The organism is Nostoc sp. NMS8, from assembly GCF_017115045.1.
Taxonomy (GTDB): domain Bacteria; phylum Cyanobacteriota; class Cyanobacteriia; order Cyanobacteriales; family Nostocaceae; genus Nostoc.
This window is the reverse complement of the sequence record NZ_JABXKK010000096.1, coordinates 83357-100789: the sequence shown is the minus strand read 5'-3', so window position 1 is coordinate 100789 and position 17433 is coordinate 83357. Positions and strand designations below refer to the sequence as shown.

At 42.7% G+C, this 17433-nt stretch carries 14 protein-coding genes and 1 pseudogene; 8 read left to right on the top strand and 7 right to left on the bottom strand.

What is annotated here, in order from left to right; genetic code table 11:
- The first annotated feature begins 89 nt into the window (after positions 1 to 89).
- Entirely contained in the window at positions 90 to 260 is a 171-nt protein-coding gene (locus HWQ39_RS22450; RefSeq protein ID WP_292849721.1) for a hypothetical protein, read from the top strand.
- 15 nt (positions 261 to 275) lie between these two features.
- Here the strand turns inward: HWQ39_RS22450 and HWQ39_RS22445 are convergent, their stop codons facing one another.
- Together HWQ39_RS22445 and HWQ39_RS22440 are read right to left on the bottom strand one after the other, a co-directional pair.
- On the bottom strand, positions 276 to 953 hold the full coding sequence (locus HWQ39_RS22445) for a hypothetical protein (protein ID WP_292849719.1): 678 nt from the start codon (positions 951 to 953) through the stop codon (positions 276 to 278).
- A 94-nt stretch (positions 954 to 1047) separates the two neighbouring features.
- Positions 1048 to 3042: a heavy metal translocating P-type ATPase gene (locus HWQ39_RS22440; RefSeq protein ID WP_292849717.1), complete on the bottom strand. Its 1995-nt coding sequence runs from the start codon at positions 3040 to 3042 to the stop codon at positions 1048 to 1050.
- 248 nt (positions 3043 to 3290) lie between these two features.
- Between HWQ39_RS22440 and HWQ39_RS22435 the strand changes: the two genes are divergently transcribed.
- Complete coding sequence (locus HWQ39_RS22435) at positions 3291 to 4628, top strand: Nramp family divalent metal transporter (RefSeq protein WP_292849715.1); 1338 nt, start codon at positions 3291 to 3293, stop codon at positions 4626 to 4628.
- 60 nt (positions 4629 to 4688) lie between these two features.
- Entirely contained in the window at positions 4689 to 5381 is a 693-nt protein-coding gene (locus HWQ39_RS22430; RefSeq protein ID WP_292849713.1) for a Uma2 family endonuclease, read from the top strand.
- Between the two features lie 32 nt (positions 5382 to 5413).
- On the opposite strand, the pseudogene HWQ39_RS22425 reads toward HWQ39_RS22430, so the two are convergent.
- Both HWQ39_RS22425 and HWQ39_RS22420 read right to left on the bottom strand, forming a co-directional pair.
- Positions 5414 to 5638 (bottom strand): annotated as a pseudogene (locus tag HWQ39_RS22425) (hypothetical protein); the annotation flags it as partial.
- A gap of 79 nt (positions 5639 to 5717) precedes the next feature.
- Positions 5718 to 6011 carry a hypothetical protein gene (locus tag HWQ39_RS22420; protein ID WP_292849711.1) on the bottom strand — a complete coding sequence of 98 codons (294 nt, stop codon included), beginning with the start codon at positions 6009 to 6011 and terminating at the stop codon, positions 5718 to 5720.
- A 445-nt stretch (positions 6012 to 6456) separates the two neighbouring features.
- Between HWQ39_RS22420 and topA the strand changes: the two genes are divergently transcribed.
- The 5 genes from topA to HWQ39_RS22395 all read left to right on the top strand — a co-directional run bounded on the left by topA (position 6457) and on the right by HWQ39_RS22395 (position 14043).
- Positions 6457 to 9120, top strand: a complete 2664-nt coding sequence (gene topA / locus HWQ39_RS22415; RefSeq protein WP_292849709.1) for a type I DNA topoisomerase — start codon at positions 6457 to 6459, stop codon at positions 9118 to 9120.
- Between the two features lie 386 nt (positions 9121 to 9506).
- Positions 9507 to 9647: a hypothetical protein gene (locus HWQ39_RS22410; RefSeq protein WP_292849707.1), complete on the top strand. Its 141-nt coding sequence runs from the start codon at positions 9507 to 9509 to the stop codon at positions 9645 to 9647.
- Positions 9648 to 9669: 22 nt separating this feature from the next.
- Positions 9670 to 10122 (top strand): type II 3-dehydroquinate dehydratase, encoded by a 453-nt coding sequence (aroQ, locus tag HWQ39_RS22405; protein ID WP_292849705.1) that lies wholly within the window; start codon positions 9670 to 9672, stop codon positions 10120 to 10122.
- A 57-nt stretch (positions 10123 to 10179) separates the two neighbouring features.
- Positions 10180 to 11109, top strand: coding sequence for an ADP-ribosylglycohydrolase family protein (locus tag HWQ39_RS22400; protein WP_292849703.1), 930 nt, complete (start codon positions 10180 to 10182; stop codon positions 11107 to 11109).
- Positions 11110 to 11349: 240 nt separating this feature from the next.
- Entirely contained in the window at positions 11350 to 14043 is a 2694-nt protein-coding gene (locus HWQ39_RS22395; RefSeq protein WP_292849783.1) for an HD family phosphohydrolase, read from the top strand.
- Positions 14044 to 14160: 117 nt separating this feature from the next.
- On the opposite strand, the gene HWQ39_RS22390 is transcribed toward HWQ39_RS22395, so the two are convergent.
- From HWQ39_RS22390 to HWQ39_RS22380, 3 genes are all read right to left on the bottom strand, one after another.
- Positions 14161 to 15075 (bottom strand): DUF1338 domain-containing protein, encoded by a 915-nt coding sequence (locus HWQ39_RS22390; RefSeq protein WP_292849701.1) that lies wholly within the window; start codon positions 15073 to 15075, stop codon positions 14161 to 14163.
- A 112-nt stretch (positions 15076 to 15187) separates the two neighbouring features.
- Positions 15188 to 16507, bottom strand: coding sequence for an acetyl ornithine aminotransferase family protein (locus HWQ39_RS22385; protein WP_292849699.1), 1320 nt, complete (start codon positions 16505 to 16507; stop codon positions 15188 to 15190).
- Between the two features lie 358 nt (positions 16508 to 16865).
- Positions 16866 to 17432: a DUF2808 domain-containing protein gene (locus HWQ39_RS22380; RefSeq protein ID WP_292849697.1), complete on the bottom strand. Its 567-nt coding sequence runs from the start codon at positions 17430 to 17432 to the stop codon at positions 16866 to 16868.
- Position 17433 lies beyond the last annotated feature (1 nt).

Here is a 17433-nt window from a genome sequence, read left to right as displayed (position 1 = left end):
CTTGAGCAGGTAAGTCCTACAGATGGTACACTCCCAGCATATATCGTGGTTCTGGAGTTCAGTAACCCCTTAGCATTCATCGTGAAAAAATGAGTCAAATTCAAGAGTTCCATCAAGAGGCAATGGATTTGGCAGAGATGGCACAGGTTGCTAAACTTAGAGGTGACTTTAATGCTGTTATATTGTATCTTGATGAGCTATTCTCAAAATATCTAATGCTAATTCATGATAGTCACTCTATCCCTAAACCAGCAAATTAGATGTTTAGCAGTCGATTATTGCTCACTTGGATTCAATACAACGATGATTTCTGCTAGCTTAATTCCCAAAGGTTTCCAATGGGGATTGGTGGAGGAAAAAGTACTATCTCCTAACACTGATTGGTAATCATTGGGAAAGTTTTCAGAAGCATTGGGAGCAGCATCTACTCGTAAAATGAGTTTGCCTTGATAGCGGGATAATTTGCTACTATCCAGCAAGATAGTACCGCCGTAATCCCACTCCAATCCATAGAGTTTAAAGTTACCTAATTTCTTGCGTAACTCACTTAACGGTGTTCCTACTCCAATACCTTCGCGGGTTTTCCAAGCTGAACCCAAGTTACGCACATCTAGAGGTTTGGTACGAGTATTATTACTCCAGACTACCAAGAGTGATCGCCCTTGATTCAGATTTACCTGAGTAGCTGCAAAACTACCTATTCCTTCAGCACCAGAAATGGTTTTATCAACGAGACGGGATGCACCAAACAGCTTTACTAAATCTTGCTTGGTGGTTGTGCGTGTTATCGGCCCCACTCGTTCGCCAGGAACAATTAAGATATCTTTTGATGCTTGCGTAGCAACAGTACTTGGATGATTGATTTTCTGGGGTAGTGCAAAGGCTGGGTTTGCTGAATAGTTAATCAGTAAAGCTAAAGTAGCTGTAGCAATGCCTTTGATTGATGAATTCATAAGTTCTATTTTGGGTAGCGGTTTATGAGTGAGAAGCATTCATAATTTAATTACTACAATTTCTCAATTACATATTCCCGATTTCCCAAAAATTTTATTTCATCGCTCTAGTTGCGTTTAAAATTGCAAGTAAAGCTACTCCGACATCAGCAAACACAGCTTCCCACATTGTCGCTATACCGAAAATACCCAATCCAATAAATACAGCTTTAATTGCTAAAGCAAAGCCAATATTTTGCCAAACAATTGTGCGAGTTTTTCTGGCGATTTGTATTGCTTCTACCACTTTTAACGGTGCATCTGTCATAATCACAATATCGGCAGTTTCTATGGCTGCATCTGAACCTAACCCACCCATTGCCATACCAACATCCGCTCTAGCAATCACAGGTGCATCATTAATACCATCGCCAATAAAGGCAACTTTACCATGCTTGCCAGCAGTGCTGAGTAATTTTTCAATGGCATTAACTTTTTCTTCTGGTAATAACTCTGCTTGATATGTATCTATGCCAAGCTGTTCAGCAATCCGAGAAGCGATCGCTTCATTATCTCCTGTCAACATTACTGTTCTTTCTACACCCATTCGTTTTAGTGCTTGAATAGCAAGTCTCGCATCTTCTTTGAGTTCATCAGCAATGACAATATATCCAGCGTAAATATCATCCACTGCAAGATGAATAACTGTTCCCTCTAACTGGCAATTATCATGCACAATCTTCTCTCTGTGGAGTAGGCGATCGCTTCCCGCTATCACTACCCTATTTTCAACCTTGGCTCTAATTCCATAACCTGCGATTTCTTCATAATCTCTCACCTCAAATTCATCAATTTTTTCACCATAGGCTTTGCAGATAGATTGAGCAATGGGATGATTTGAGTGGGATTCTACTTTGGCAGCTAATTGCAGTAATTCTTGTTCATTCCAGCCATTTAATGGTACTATTTTGACTACTTTGAATACCCCTTTAGTTAACGTTCCAGTTTTATCAAAAACAACTGTATTGACTGCATTTAAAGTATCTAAAAAAGTAGAACCTTTAACCAAAATACCACGTCTAGCCGCACCTCCCACGCCTCCAAAGTAACCTAGTGGAATACTGATAATGAGTCCACAAGGACAGGAAATAACTAGTAAAATTAGGGCACGATAAACCCATTCGGAAGAAGTTGCACCCGAAATAAATAAAGGAGGTAATATTGCAACTGCTAGAGATGTAAAAACTACTATTGGTGTATAATATCGGGCAAATTTAGTAATAAACTTTTCTGTCTCTGCTTTTTTACTTTTGGCATTTTGCACCAAGTCTAAAATCTTGGCAATGGAAGATTCATCAAATAGCTTTGTGACTTTAATGCTGAGAACACCTATTTTATTGATCGTCCCAGCTAAAACTGTCTCTCCCAATCTAACCGTTCGTGGTACAGATTCTCCAGTTAATGCGGATGTATCAATCTGCGAACTACCATCGATAATTTCGCCATCTAAGGGAATCTTTTCTCCAGGTTTAACAACGATGATATCTCCAATATTTACTGTTTCTGGCGATACTCTTTTGAGTTCTCCTCCTATTTGGATGTTGGCATAATCTGGGCGGACTTCCAATAATGATTTGATCGAATTACGGGAACGACTGACGGCAATATCTTGGAACAATTCTCCAATTTTATAAAATAACATTACTCCGACAGCTTCGGGTAATTTATGAATTGCGATCGCACCTAATGTTGCTACTGTCATCAAAAATGTTTCATCAAATACTCTGCCTTTGAGGATATTACGTCCAGCAGTTTTTAACACACTCCATCCACTTAATAAATAGGCAGGGATAAAAAGCAGATATTCTCCTATTGAATAAAACGTATTGTGTAATTGAGTTTCAAAAATTACACCAGCTGCATATAAACTTAAAATCACAACTAAAGGCAATACCTCATTTTTAAGATTGAATTCTCCACCGTGGTCGTGATTGTGGTCATGGTTATGATTCTCATCATGATTGTGATTATGAACATGGTTATGATTCTCGTGATGGTCATGTTCACAACTGCAACAATCTGAAGATTCTGAATGTACTTTCTGCTTCATTTTTTCTATGGAGGCTAGCAACTTATTGGATATATTAGCCTTTATTCAAATGTAATTAAAAAAAGAAGTTTTTACAAGTTGATAATTTAAGAACGAGAATCTATATCAATACAATATTTAGGTTGCTTGTTAAATCTTTCTACTAATATTTAATGGAGATTAAAATTTATAGTCTGGCGACGGTAGTTATTCTTGTAAGTGTTTCCTATAATTATGAGACAATTATGAAAATTTGAGAGCGTAAACAAATGCCCTTCCCAGAAAAACCAGCTAGAAAGCCCAGCCTACCTGAAGTTCATCGCAGCATTAAAATTCCTAACACCAAAAGCTTCTGGCGCAAGATGTTGGCTTATGGAGGGCCAGGATATTTGGTATCTGTAGGGTATATGGACCCTGGTAACTGGGCAACTGACTTAGCAGGCGGGGCTAAATTTGGTTATGCGTTGCTAACGGTGATTATGCTTTCCAACTTGATGGCGATTTTAATGCAATCTCTGTGTGTGCGGTTGGGAGTAGCAACGGGGCGAGATTTAGCACAGGCTTGTCGAGATAATTTCGGCCCCCGTGTCAATTTCGGGTTATGGGTGCTTTGTGAAATAGCGATCGCAGCCTGTGACTTAGCAGAAGTTTTGGGAAGTGCGATCGCGCTGCAACTGCTTTTTGGTATTCCCTTAGGTTGGGGCGTGTGTATCACAGCACTAGATGTAATTGTATTATTGCTGCTACAAAACAAAGGCTTTCGCTATACAGAAGCTTTGGTAATCTTGTTCGTAGCAACTGTAGGCGTCTGTTTCATAGCAGAAATCATCTTTTCACGTCCTGATTTGGGCGGAGTTTTACTAGGATATGTTCCCAAAATAGAAATTGTACAAAATCCAGAAATGCTCTACATTGCTATTGGCATTTTGGGGGCAACAGTAATGCCACACAACTTGTATCTACACTCATCAATCGTGCAGACGCGAGATTGGGAATCAACATCCGAAAAGAAATGGGAAGCGATTAAGTTTGGCACAATCGATTCTACACTTGCTTTATGTTTCGCCTTGTTTATCAACTCAGCAATTTTGATTATTGCTGCGGCAACTTTTCATTTTTCTGGTTATCAGGATGTTGCAGAAATTCAAGATGCTTATAAATTACTCTCTCCCTTATTGGGTGTAAATGCCGCCAGCGCGATTTTTGGCTTGGCATTACTTGCTTCTGGACAAAGTTCAACCCTGACTGCCACCTTAGCAGGGCAAATTGTCATGGAAGGATTTTTAAATCTGCGTCTAAAACCTTGGCTACGTAGATTATTAACTAGAATAATTGCCATTATCCCAGCATTAATTTCAATTATTCTTTTGGGAGAAAAGAGTACAGGTGGCTTACTAATTTTCAGTCAAGTAATCTTGAGTTTACAGCTATCGTTTGCGGTAGTGCCTTTGGTGATGTTTACGAGTAATCGTCACTTAATGGGTGAATTTGTCAATCCTTGGTGGCTGAAAATTTTATCATGGTTAGTAGCGATTGTGATTGGTAGTTTAAATGCTTGGCTATTATTGCAAACTATTTCAATCTGGCTATTTACAAGTACTAGATAGAATATTTATAGCGGTTCGCAGCGCTAGGATGTACACAAGCTCATTTTCAGTACAACAATTATGGTGAAAACACCCTCCCAACCTTTGACAATTCCTCCTTTGGAAAATGGCGACAAACTCACCCGCTACGAATTTGAGCGTCGCTATAATGCCACCCCTAACCTGAAAAAAGCTGAATTAATCGAAGGGATTGTCTATATTATGCCAGCTGCTCTGCGTTTCCGAAGTCACGGTCAACCGCATGGTTGGATTATTGGTTGGTTAGTTGCTTACGAAGCTGCAACTCCTGGTGTAGCATTGGGAGTTGAACCTACCGTCCGCTTAGACTTAGATAACGAACCTCAACCCGATGCTGTTTTGTTGATTGAACCGGAAGCAGGTGGTCAAACGCGGCTGAGTGAAGATGATTATATTGAAGGTGCGCCAGAGTTAGTTGTGGAAATTACTGCTAGTAGTGCGGCTATCGATCTTCATGGCAAAAAACAGGCTTATCGTCGTAACGGTGTCAAAGAATATATAGTTTGGCAAGTTTTAGATCAAAAATTGACTTGGTTTTCTCTTGAACAGGGTGAATATTTGGAATTAATACCTGATAATGAAGGCGTTTTGCAAAGTCGGGTATTTCCAGGGTTGTGGTTAGCTGCGACAGAGTTATTAGCAGGTAATATGCAGGGTGTATTGAAGGTTTTGCAAGCAGGTTTGCAATCTGCCGAACATGGAGATTTTATCAAGAAATTAGGTAGCGCTCGTTGAACAATTTCTAAATAGGGAAGTCCTTTAGGTAATTATGTTTGCACACCAAATTCTTCTGGATCTACACCCCAATTTACCCAGCTAATTGCTTCACGCGCTGAATTCATATTTGGTGGAACTCGCAAGGCATGAATAAAGCTTGTGCTAGGGCAAGTCATTTTTAATAAATAAATTGATTCTTCATCAACATCAGCATCAATTTTTAATAACGTGTATTTTTGCCAAGTATCTAATTCAGCAGCTTTTTCACGATCAATCCGCTCTGTCAAAAGCGCAATTTTCTGCCACTTCTCTCGATAAACTGGAATTAAAGCCTCTTGCTCAGGCGTTAACTTTTCAATCAGCGACATAACGCCAACCTTCAGGCTGGTATTCTCGCTGAATTTTCACCATCCAGTCACCTTGGGGAATAGAAATAGCTTTATGCTCCTCATGAGCTAACAATGCCGAATCTGAAAAAACACGTAAGTAAAGTGTGCTATCTTTTTCCAATAATTCCGCCTCGCCTTCAGTAATACGATGCTTATGACCCGTAACTTCGCCTTCTGCCAAAGTTAAATGAGGTATTTTTTGTCCTTCAACCAGCTGCACAGGTAGTAAGATGACATCACCCTGACGAATTGATTGCATAGTTTTGCTTTCCTAACATAGGTACAAATCCCACTTCGCTTTTGCTCTCAAGTTTGATTTAATTTTGGCACAAGCTCTATTAAAGTAGGGCATTGGTAAATTCAATAATTATTCTTCCCTTGCTCCCCCTGCTTTCTCATCTCCCATTCCCCATACTCTATGCCCTATGCCCCATGCCCAATTAAAAGATATTTTAAAAACTGTAGTCGCCAATTATGCGTTAGATAAGTTAAAGATTAAAATAGCTGGAAATTCAGACCCAGCGTACCCTCATTTATCCTCTGGGATAGACTGGGCACTAAGTTCAGCGAATTTTATCCCAAGCAGGCAGTTTATGTGAGGATTAAATCACCGCTCTAAGCGTGACCATTTATCTTGACAATTTGCAAAAGTTACCTCAATTTGACTGTTTGGCTTAGTAGCTCTTCTTTTTATTGAAATTTCCATGTCAACTCTCGTCATCGTCGAATCTCCAACCAAAGCTCGTACCATTCGCAACTATCTGCCAGCAGGCTATCGGGTGGAGGCGTCTATGGGTCATGTGCGTGACCTACCCCAGTCGGCTAGTGAAATTCCTGCTGCCGTCAAGGGGGAATCATGGGCGCAGCTAGGGGTAAATGTGGACGCCGACTTTGAACCGGTATATGTTGTCCCAAAAGACAAAAAGAAAATTGTTACCCAGTTGAAAGATGCCCTCAAGGATGTAGATGAACTAATTCTGGCAACAGACGAAGACCGGGAAGGTGAAAGCATTAGTTGGCATTTATACCAATTACTGAAGCCGAAGGTTCCCACTAAGCGGATGGTGTTTCACGAAATTACCCAAGAGGCAATTAAAAAAGCTCTGAAAAACTGCCGCAATATTGATGAGCAGTTGGTTCGCGCTCAAGAAACGCGGCGGATTTTAGATCGACTTGTAGGCTATACCCTGTCCCCCCTGTTATGGAAAAAAATCGCCTGGGGATTATCTGCTGGGCGAGTGCAATCTGTAGCTGTGCGACTTTTAGTCACTAGGGAACGCCAACGCCGCGCTTTCCATGAGGGTACATACTGGGATTTGAAAGCTAGTTTATCAAAGGAAAAAACCCCCTTTGGTGCCCAGTTGGTAACACTGGGAGGAACCAAAATCGCTAATGGTAGCGATTTTGACGCAACGACCGGAGAAATTACCGCAGGTCGCAATGTCTTGTTGCTGAACGAAGACCAAGCGGTAGCCCTCAAGGAACGCCTAACTGGTAAAACCTGGAATGTTAACGACATCGAGGAACGCCCAGTGACGCGCAAACCGTCGCCACCGTTCACAACTTCGACGTTGCAACAAGAATCTAACCGGAAACTGCGCCTCTCAGCCCGTGACACGATGCGGGTTGCCCAGAATTTGTACGAGCAAGGGTATATTACCTATATGCGGACAGATTCAGTGCATTTGTCAGATCAAGCGATCGCAGCTGCTCGGAGTTCTGTAGAAAAGCTCTACGGTCAACAATACCTTAGTCCCCAACCCCGGCAATACACCACTAAATCCAAAGGCGCACAAGAAGCACACGAAGCAATTCGTCCAGCAGGTAGTACCTTTCGCACCCCCCAAGAAACTGCTTTGGGTGGTCGAGAACTTGCTATTTACGATTTGATTTGGAAGCGGACTGTTGCCTCTCAAATGGCTGATTCTCGCCAAACTCAAATTACCGTGCAATTACAAGTCGAGGATGCTGGATTCCGTTCTTCTGGCAAACGGATTGAATTTCCAGGATACTTACGCGCCTACGTCGAAGGTTCAGACGACCCAGAAGCAGCACTGGAAGACCAGGAAGTAATTTTGCCAAATCTGAAAGTGGGGGATCATCCAAATTGTACAGAGCTAGAAGCCGTTGGACACGAAACTCAACCGCCAGCTAGATACACCGAAGCAACTTTAGTGAAAACATTAGAAAGCGAAGGTATCGGTCGTCCCAGTACTTACGCCAGCATCATTGGCACTATCATCGATAAGGGTTATGCCCATTTGGTGACTAACGCCCTCATTCCCACCTTCACGGCTTTTGCCGTCACCGACTTGCTGGAAAAACATTTTCCAGACATCGTTGATCCTAGTTTTACCTCGAAGATGGAGCAAACCCTTGATGACATTGCTACAGGTGAAGCGAAATGGCTGCCCTACTTGCAGCAATTCTATCTAGGAGACAAAGGGCTGGAAACCCTCGTTAGAGAACGGGAAAGTCAAATTGATGCCACCAAAGCTAGGACTGTAGAACTGGAGAATCTAGATGCCAAAGTCCGCATTGGAAAATATGGCCCCTACATCGAAGTCGTCAATGGTGAGGGGGTGATCACCGCCTCAATTCCCAAAGACTTGACACCAGCTGACCTCGACCCCAAACAGGTAGAAGTACTGCTGCGGCAAAAAATCACTGGCCCTGACCAGGTAGGTCGGCATCCCGAAACTGGCGAACCGATTTATGTGAAAATTGGTGCTTACGGGCCCTACGTCCAATTGGGTGATAAAACCGACGAAAACCCCAAACCGAAACAAGCCTCTTTACTTAAAGGTGTCACCCCAGAAACCGTTACCCTGGAAATGGCTGTTGGTCTGTTGGCACTACCCCGAACATTGGGAGTTCATCCCGTAACTGGTGGCAAAATCCAAGCAAGTTTGGGACGCTTTGGCCCTTATGTGGTTCATGACCAAGGTAAAGAAGGGAAAGACTACCGCTCCCTAAAAGCTGCTGATAATGTATTGGCAATTAGCCTAGAACGTGCATTGGAATTGTTATCCGAACCCAAAAAGGGGCGCAGTTCCACCAACAGCAAGTCCAAGGCAGCCTTACGCGAACTGGGTACGCATCCAGAGGACGGGGAAGCAATCAATATCTACGATGGCCCTTATGGGCCTTACATTAAGCATGGCAAAACTAATGTAAGTATCCCAGAAGGTCAAACGGTAGAAGATATAACTTTGACGGCGGCGTTGAACTTGCTGGCAGCTAAGGCATCGACTGGGAACTCGACTCGCAAAACGAGTAAATCAACGAGTTCCAAATCTAAGTCAACTACTAAGTCAACTACTAAGTCATCAACGACGGCTGCAAAGAAAAAGGCCACCGAAGGCTAGTTGCAAGTCAGCTGATTTGGGATTGTAGATTGACGATAGCGGGAGGAGCGTCTTTTAGATTTTAGATTTATTTCGCCTGCAAGGGGCGGGGGATAAACCCCAAAATTCTTTTAATCTAAAATCTAAAATTCGTAGTCAAGAGTCTCAAGTCCGATCCTGAACTCTTGACCCTTGAGATCCATCCTTGATAGGATACAGTTCGATAGGTTGCAAGTGTGATAGTCTAAAAGGTAAGGGAAAACACAACGCCAAATTTTAGAAGTGGCTTATGTCCCAAATGCGGGATTGTGTATCAGCCCGATTGGAAGCCAGAGGTGCGGAAATATGCCATTTTCTGCGTACCTGTTAATCAAAAATTGAGGTAGTATCTCAGGAGCGGTCTGTTCATGGACTATATAGAAAAGGTGCTGGAAAAGCTTAAGGAATTAGGTCGTAGGCTAATTGAGAGCCTGTTAGGGCCAGAGGCGGAACCGGAACCGGAACTGATTCCGATTCCTGTGAACAATCGCTCACGGCGTCGCTACTAACCCCAAAGTGCTGAACTCGACTTTGCAATCCTTAAACATTCTAGTACTGCATGGCCCAAACTTAAATTTGCTAGGACAGCGAGAACCAGGAATTTATGGTTCTTTGACGCTAGCTGAAATTAACCGCCTGTTAGAAGAAGAAGCATTCAAGTTACAGGCGAAGGTTTTTTCTGTGCAGTCAAATCATGAAGGAATTTTGGTAGATACTATTCATGGCGCATTAGGAGAGTATCAGGGAATTCTGATTAATGCAGGCGCATATACTCACACAAGTGTCGCCTTGCGAGATGCGATCGCTGGTGTTAACTTACCCACAGTAGAAGTGCATCTGAGTAACATTTACCGCCGGGAAGATTTTCGCCATCATTCGTACATCGCCCCAGTTGCGATCGGACAAATAAGTGGTTTTGGCATTCAAAGTTATTTGTTGGGATTACAAGCATTAGTTAATCATTTAAGAAAGGATGAAAGATAAATCAGTTATAGATTTTAGACTTTAGATTAAGTTCTAGAATCTAAAATCCAAAATCGTATGCGTTACTCTCCTATTAGTCGGTTTAAAGGTACTTTACTCGGAGGGTTTCTAGGGGAAAGTTTAACTTGTGGTGGAATCCAATTTCAGAATTGCCTAGATTTGGGCAAAATGGCGGTTACGGGTACTCAGAGTTTGATTGCATTGGGTAGATTAGATTTAGATGATTGGATAAGGCGTCAGCAAGAAGAATCGCTTCATTTAGCTACAACTGATGAGATATCGGTAAAAATAATTATTGCCACACTACCAGTAGCACTCTTTTTTCACGAAAATCCAATTAAGCTAAGGCAAAACTTGCTATGTGTGCTAAATATCTGGGAAGATAACCCAGTAGTAAGAGATGGAACACTCGCAGTTGCTTATGCGATCGCTCTTGCCCTAACTGAAAAACTCGACCCCTTAACCCTAATACCACAAACAATTGCTTTTATCGGAGAAACACCGACATCAATACCAAAAAAATTATTAAGAGTCCAGAATTTATTAGAACAAGGGGTTGGATTGTCAAGGGTGCAAGCTGAGTTTGCGAGGGAAGAAGAACTCAGTAACACTATTGCAATGGCATTTTACTGCTTTTTGAGTACCTTAGAAGACTTTCGCCTTGCAGTTTTGCAGGCAACTTACAATGATAATTCTCAAGTGCAAGATGCTACGCCTCTAAGCTCAAAGGCTACAGGCGCAATTACTGGTGCTTTATCAGGAGCATATAACGGTATCGGTGGAATTCCTGTAAATTGGCAAGTCTTGCTCTTGCAGAGTAATTCTCCAGTATGGGGACTAAATAGTTTTTCCCAAATGTTAGAATTGACTGATGCATTTGTGGCGGTGTGGTCGGGAGTGTATAATTTTACCTTAAATCCAGAGGAGGGATGTGAGGTGGCTCTGCTTTCAGTTTACGCAGCTCCTCGCGTTATTCGATTGCGTTAATCTCAATTAATGAGATAAGGGGTTAAATCCCTTCTTAAAAGTAAGCAAACTGATGCCACAGTGTATTAGTCTCATATACTATAATTTTTCAGCAAACCTCAGACTGATTCTGTAGCTAGCTATTGTGGCAAATCCGCAGTAAAAAAGCCCCGCCACCGTAGTTGCAGTAGCCGCAGAGTAAACTTTCCTGATGATTGTCTTTTTTTGAGCCATCAAAGTCGGCAATTGCAGGCAGAGATAATGAAAATGCAGCAATTTTTGCAGTTCTTGAACCAGCAATTGACTCACTGGCGGCGACAGTATACAGCACTACGCCGTAAGGGAAAGTTAATGAGAAGTCCCAAAGGTAAAACCCATAGAAGGGAACTTCTAAGGACTATGCTCAAGAATATAGTCCTGTTTTTATCAAAAACCAATCACAAAAGCGAGCGTCGAAAACAAGAAAGAGGGCTAAAACCAAAGGCAAAATCGGTCAAAACTCAGAGCAGTATTTATGCAGTCGGTTTAGATTGGGCATATCAACAGCGTTACTCGGTAATTTTAGCGATCGCGATAGTATCTCTAACAGGCGTTATTGGAAATAAATTATACAATCAGACGCAACTCCAAGTCGGAAATCCCGCGCCTCAGACAATTACAGCCCCTTACACAGCTAGTATCGAAAATCAGAAAAAAACAGAAGCCAAGCGCAAAGCCGTTAGTGAAAGCTCTTTACAGGTGTTGATGCTTGATGCGCGAATGAATGAAGAAATCAATAAAAATTTGCAACAACTCTTAGATGATGGCAACGAAATTCGCGCCGTTGCTGGAGCTTTTCCTTTTTTTGATTCTGTCGTTTTATCCATTTCTACCCAGCGTTATCTCCGCTCTTGTTCTGAATCGGAATGGCAAGCACTACTATTGACTGTAGAAAATAGTAAAAATCAGCAGAAGAAACCAAAAAGACAAATTACCACTTCATCCAATCAGAAACGCCAGGCGCGCACAACGCCCAAATCTGATTCACAGAGTTCAAAAAAGACAGAACCAGTTGATTTGTCTCAAAATACTGACTTTACTCAAGCTGTAGCAGAACTAGAATCTTACCGCCTCACAACTTCTGAGAAAAACTTATCCTTACTGATTGCCTTAATTTCCCAAGCACGCCAAAGATACACCCAAGCCACTGCCAAACTTTTACAGTTAGAGACTGTTAACCCAGAAGCAGTATACGAAGAATCCCTGCTTTTAGATTTGTTAGATGTGGAGTGGGAAAAAACCCAAACGGGAATCCATCAAATTACAGAGCGGATTCTTGCCCAAGGCATCCCACAAGGACTGCCAAAAAATATTTTACAAGATGCGGTGAGTTTACAATTGCAGACCTTTGTACCAGAAGACGCCGAAATTTTGGCCAAAAACTTGTTGTTAGCTGTACTCAAGCCGAATCTGCAAAATGATGAAGAACAAACAAGAGAAAACGCTCAAAAGGCTGCTGCTGGTGTACCACCTGTGATGGAGAAGGTACGTTATGGTGAGGTGATTGTCAAAAAAGGAGCGCAGATTACTGCATGGGACTTTGAGGTGCTGGAGTATTATCACCTGATTCATCGGCAGATAAAATGGCAGGATTTGCTGAAGTTAGGAGGCGTGATTGCGATCGCCATCGGCATTTTTGTCTGGGTAGAACGGCATATCGATTACGAATTGCGACAACGCGATCGCTTGTTAGTGTTACTGCTAACTCTGAGTGTGCCCGGAGTAATCGCGATCGGATTGCCTTACACTACCTGGAGTGCCCTTGGTTTGTTGTTGGGAAGCTTCTACGGCTCTACTTTGGGGTTAACAGTTGTCGGACTGTTGTTGCCGATCTTAGGCATTAGTTTGGAGATGAGCAAGGCTGCCCTTTTAGCTGGTGTTGGGGGAGGAATATTAGGTAGTTACGTCGCCCAACAATTGCGATCGCGTGAAGAATTGGCCTTATTAGGTGTGGCGATCGCTTTAACTCAAGGTGGTATTTATCTGGTTGTTAAAATCTTAATTGGTCAAGCATTTGGTTCAACCTGGTATATAGTCCTCCAAGAAGCCGGATTGTTTGCTTTATCCGGCTTAGGCTGGAGTATTGTCGCCTTGGGCTTGAGTCCTTATCTTGAAAAAGTTTTTGATTTAGTTACCCCAATCCGCCTAGCAGAGTTAGCGAACCCTAACCGCCCTTTATTAAAACGACTTGCTACTGAAACTCCGGGAACTTTTCAACATACGCTGCTTGTGGCTACCCTTGCCGAAGCTGCTGCGAAAGAACTAGGATGCAATGTTGAACTGGTTAGGGCTGGAACACTATATCATGATATTGGGAAAATGCACGACCCCCTTGGCTTTATTGAAAATCAAATGGGGGGGCCGAATAAACATGATACTGAGGTTAAAGACCCTTGGAAGAGTGCAGAAATTATTAAAAAACACGTAACTGAAGGGTTGGTGATGGCGCGTAAACACCTTTTACCGACAGCGATTCAAGCTTTTATTCCAGAGCATCAGGGAACGATGCTGATTGCCTATTTTCATCACCAAGCGCAGCAAATGGCTCAGGAAGATGCGAGTTTAATAGTAGACGACGCAGATTTTCGCTATGATGGGCCGATTCCGCAATCACGGGAAACAGGAATTGTTATGTTAGCAGATTCTTGTGAAGCCGCGCTGCGATCGCTCCAAGTATCAGCTAAACCTCCGGGAAAGAAGCCATTACTTAAAGATGTCTCCACCGAACAAGCTTTAGCAATGTTGAATAACATCCTGCGTGCCAAATGGCAAGACAATCAACTCGTAGATTCAGGACTAACACGGGAAGAAATGTCACAAATTGCTGAAATATTTGTGGAAGTTTGGCAGCAATTTCATCACAAACGTATTGCTTATCCCAAGTTTAAGGCTGGTGGTGCTGCGCTTAATTCGTAATGCGGATAAGTAGATAAACAAAATTAATTACACAATGTCATTGCGAATGCAGCGTACCCCGTAGGGGATCTTGCTACGGGGTAACGTCTCCAAGAGTTGCGACGTGACTTTTCTTTCCTACCTACTTTGACGAGTCATTTCAAACAATTGCTGGGCATTACTTCCTAAAAAAGCATCAAAAAGTACCTGCTTTCCAGATTCCACTTCTACTAGATAGCGCTGGGCAATTTCATAATAGGCGTAAGTCCAAGGAATCTGAATTTCTGCACCACTGTTATCATCTAATACCGTCACCATTTCTGTGACTGCTTGAGTTGCAGTTTGCCGCAAACCACAAGTAATATTTCCCTCTATCTCTGCTTTCATTGGTACGCCCAGGTTAGCCAAAGCGCTGGCGGTAGTATCAATGTCTGGATATTTTGGAGTATTCTGGCCGTTGACGTAGCCTGTGAAATGGTTGACAGCATATCCGTGCAGCAACACCCAAGCGCCATATTGAGTAACCTCATTCACCTCTTCGACAATAGAACGCTGGGGAAGTTGCCAAGGGCGGGTAAAAACTTGCTGGAGTTCTTTGGCGATGGTTTCAATATTCCTGTGTTTTTGTAGAATAATCAGGGGTGAGGTCAGTTCCTTTGGGATTGAAGATACTGTTTTAGAGATGAGTTGGGCAATATTAGCAGGCAATTCATCGACAATCAACTCGCTGATAAACAGCTTGGGTAAGTTAAATTCCTCTTGCTGCGGATGACGATAATGACGAGCGTACAAATGAGTTTGAGCAAAAGTATACTCTCCAGCCGCCACGTAACCCAAAGCTTCTGCAAGTTGTCCAAGGTAGTCAATTCCCAAGTTAAATTGACCCTGTGGAGTATCTACTAATAAACGCAAAGACCGAAAGGCAATGTGGTCATTGGCGACAGTCCCACCCGCAGCAGTAATCATTTGTTGGTAAGTACGGGCATGATTTACTCTGGCGCTGTATTCTTGCCAAAGTAATTTCCATAGATTCAGGGTTATTTCGGGTTTCATAATGAATTGGGGATTGGAGATTGGGGATTGGGGATTAGGAATTAGAGATTGAATTAAGTATTAAGGTTCAACTAATTTTTTTCAGTCCTCAATCCCCAGTCCCTATAATTTTTTAAGAACTTAAAATCTCGCTGATAATCTCAAGGGCTATCTGAATTTGGTCGCTGTCGATAACTAGAGGGGGACAGAAACGAATTGCGGCTTTACCGCAACCTAGCAATAATAAACCGTGTAAAAAAGCTTCTTGGATAATGCGATCGCGTAATTTATGATCGAGATTACCCACTTTATCCAATAAATCCACCGCTACCATCAAACCCTTACCTCGTGGCGGCGATACTCTCGGAAATCTTTGATGCAACTTGGTAAGACTAGCTTGTAATAATTCGCCCATCTGGGTAGCGTTTGTCATCAAACCACTTTCCAAGAGTCGCAGTGTGGCAATACCAGCAGCACAAGCTACGGGATTACCGCCAAATGTAGTAGCGTGAGAACCTGGAGGCCAAGCCATTAACTCTGGTCTGGCAAGTATCGCTCCCAAGGGCATACCACTGGCGATACCTTTAGCTGTGGTAATGATATCAGGCATCACGCCCCAATGCTCGATCGCAAATAAGCGACCAGTCCGCCCCATCCCCGCTTGTACTTCATCCACTACCATCAGAATACCGTGGCGATCGCATATCTCCCGAATCCGCTGCAAAAAACCATCTTCGGGGACGATATATCCACCTTCTCCTTGAATCGGTTCGACGATGATCGCTGCTACTTCTTGCGGTGGTAAAATCGTCGTAAATAGCTGTTGTTCCAGATAATCTAAGCTAGCGTGAGTGCCGTAGGGAATATGAGTTACCCCAGAAACTAAAGGCCCAAAATTAGCTCGCTGCACTGCTTTGGAACCCGTGAGAGACATTGCCCCATAAGTGCGTCCGTGAAATGCACCTAAAAATGCCACAATTAGCGATCGCTTGGTGTAATATCGAGCTAGCTTAATTGCTCCTTCGTTGGATTCTGCCCCAGAATTGCTAAAAAATATCTTTGCGGGAAACACAGCATTACTCTGTGGCTGGGGAAAAGGAGCGCGCATAGCTAATTGTTCCGCTAGTTCCACCATCGGCTCATAATAAAAATCTGTCCCTGACATGTGCAATAGCCGCGCCGATTGTTCTTGAATTGCCTTGACAACTTCTGGGTGAGCGTGTCCGGTGGCGGTAACGGCAATACCTGCGGTCATATCTAAAAATACATTGCCATCTACATCTTCTACCATACAGCCCTGACCGCGAGATACAACTAACGGGTAATCGCGGGTATAAGAAGGAGAAGTTACAGCGCGATCGCGTTGTACAATAGCTTGAGCGCGAGGCCCAGGTAAAGCAGTTATTAAATGGGGTATACGAGGTAAATTTAGATTAATAGGAATACTTAACATATTTTTTTCGGGGTTTTTAAAGATTACTGATGATTAAACGCTAAAGTATTGATTGCTTACAGTAACATTTGATTCCATTGCTGTAAGAATTACGCATTTACCGAAAAATGAGAGTATACGCCAGCGTCTCAGGAAAAATACAGCTAATCTTTCCTGAATCCTCATAAGTATTTAACGAAAAAGCTTAATATTAAGACCTTTCGTATTGTTTAAGACTCTTGCCCGTTTTTATAGCACAACTTTTAGAAAATATTAGACATCTCCGAAAAAGAATGTAGAGACGTAGCAGTGCTACGTCTCTACAAAGATTCTGGATAACGCATATTTAATTTCTGGAGATGTCTATTCCCCATTCTCTCTATGGAAACCACCAGCCTCTACCATTGCTGTAGAACTGAAACCGTCCAAAGCCAAGAAATTGACCGTGAGATTTTTCACCCACAGGGAATGCTGTAACACCTAATAAGTAGACACCAGAAAAGCTGGGATTACTTAAAGGGCGGAGGGCGATGGTAATTGTCTGTCCTGGAGCTACAGGCGGGTCAAAGTTTACAGAAACCGTGCGTGTGTCGCGGTCGTTTGTGACTGGACCTAGTTTCAGTTGCGTTTCTTTGCGCTCGCGTGTGCCGACAAATGCGCGGGTATCATCAAGATTGTAGCGGATGTTTTCCGATCCTTCTTTTTGTGCGATCGTTACCTTCTGGAGCGATTCTCCAGCATTTTCCGGCACATTAATGGTGAAATAGTAAGTTGCGCCCCAAACATTCACCTCTTTATAAGTAGTTGTCGCATTAACAAGTTTTGGCGGTTGGACAAAATAGACTAGGCCATCTCTAAGCTGCACAGCTTGAGTCACCGGAAGCGTAACTCCTCCGATGCCTATTGCTAATGAGAGTGTTATTCCAAACAAATTTGCAACGCGCATA